This window comes from Halorhodospira neutriphila (genome assembly GCF_016584055.1).
Taxonomy (GTDB): domain Bacteria; phylum Pseudomonadota; class Gammaproteobacteria; order Nitrococcales; family Halorhodospiraceae; genus Halorhodospira; species Halorhodospira neutriphila.
On record NZ_NRSH01000235.1, the window covers coordinates 1 to 1,539 of the forward strand.

Here is a 1,539-nt window from a genome sequence, read left to right on the forward strand (position 1 = left end):
GCCTCGGCCAGGGCGGCGACGGCGCGCTTGTCCGCCTCCGCCACCGGCTCGCCGGCAGCCGCGAGCCCCTCGACGAGCGCCACCCCCGCCCAGAGGGCGCCGCCGGCGGCGCAGTCGCCGAAGGCCCCCGGCAGCGGCGCCAGGACCTCGCGCAGCGCCGCCAGGGCGCGCTGCTCATCGCCGCGCAGGAGCTCGAGGAGGCTGCGCTGGTACGGCCAGCGGGCCTCCTGGGCCCGCTCCCCCGCGTCGGCGGACCACCCCCGGGGCGCGCCGGGGTCGAGGCAGCCGCGCAGCAGGGCGACGGCGTCGTAGCGGGGGGCGCCGCGGGCCCGGCGCAGGGCGTCGATGGCCGAGGCCAGCTCGGGCGCCGGGTCCGCCCCCGTGGCGGCGAGCGCCTCGAGGCTCGCCATGAGCCGGCCGAGCCCGCCGCCGAGGGCGTCCAGGAGCTCGCCGCCGCCCGCCGCGGCGTGGGCCTCACCGCCCCCCTCGCCCCCGGCCTCGAGGGTCTCGAGGGCGTCCACGCCGGCCTGCATCTCCGCGGCGAGGCGCTCGTAGCCGGCGGCGGCGGCGAAGCAGAAGGCGCCCTGCAGGCGCTCGAGCTCGGCGCGCAGCAGCGCGGCGGGGCTGCGCCCGGCGCAGACGGCCTGCCACTGGGCGGTCGCCGCATCGACCCCGTCCCGCAGCTGCGGGAGCAGCCGCGTCAGCTCGCGCGCCGGCTCGAGGGCGCCGGCTGTCGCCTGTCTCTCGCTCATGGATTCGTTACAATGCCTTGACGCAATCGACTCCTCGCGGTGAGTGCCCATGGCCGCTCGGCTCGGCGTGGTGATGGACCCCATCGACGCCATCAAACCCCAGAAGGACTCGACGCTCGCCCTGCTGCTCGAGGCGCAGCGGCGCGGCTACGCGCTCTACTACCTCGAGCCCGGCGATCTGGCCCTCGACAACGGGACCGCCGTCGGCCGGGCGCGGCCCCTGAGCGTACGCGATGAGCCGCGCGACTGGTACCGGCTCGACGCCGCAGCCCCGCTCGCCCTCGGCGAGCTCGACCTGATCCTCATGCGCGAGGACCCGCCGGTGGACGCCGCCTACCTGGCCGCCACCCACATCCTCGAGCGCGCCGAGGCCCAGGGGGCCCGCGTGGTCAACCGCCCGGCGGCGCTGCGCGACGCCAACGAGAAGCTCTTCGCCCTGCGCTGGCCCCACCTCTGCCCGCCGAGCCTGGTCGCCGCCGACACCGGGCGCCTGCGCGGCTTCATCGCCGAGCACGGCACGGCGGTGCTCAAGCCCCTCGACGCCATGGGCGGCGCCTCCATCTTCGTGCTCGCCGAGGGCGACCCGAACACCACGGTGGCCCTCGAGACGCTGACCGGCGGCGGCCGGCACTACGCCATGGCGCAGCGCTACCTCCCGGAGATCGCCGGCGGCGACAAGCGCGTCCTGGTCTTCGACGGCGAGCCCTACCCCCACGCCCTGGCGCGGGTGCCGGCCCAGGGCGAGACCCGCGGCAACCTCGCCGCCGGCGGCCGCGGCGAGCCCGCC

General features: G+C 78.0%; 2 protein-coding genes. One reads left to right on the forward strand and one right to left on the reverse strand.

All coding sequences use genetic code 11. The features are described 5' to 3' along the window. A partial coding sequence (locus CKO13_RS12105; RefSeq protein WP_200261372.1) for a FimL-related protein occupies positions 1-752 on the reverse strand: 752 nt, incomplete at its 3' end. A 49-nt stretch (positions 753-801) separates the two neighbouring features. On the opposite strand from CKO13_RS12105, the gene gshB reads away from it, so the two are divergent. Next, positions 802-1,539, forward strand: a 738-nt coding sequence (gene gshB / locus CKO13_RS12110) for a glutathione synthase (RefSeq protein WP_200261374.1), incomplete at its 3' end; no start/stop codon positions are given.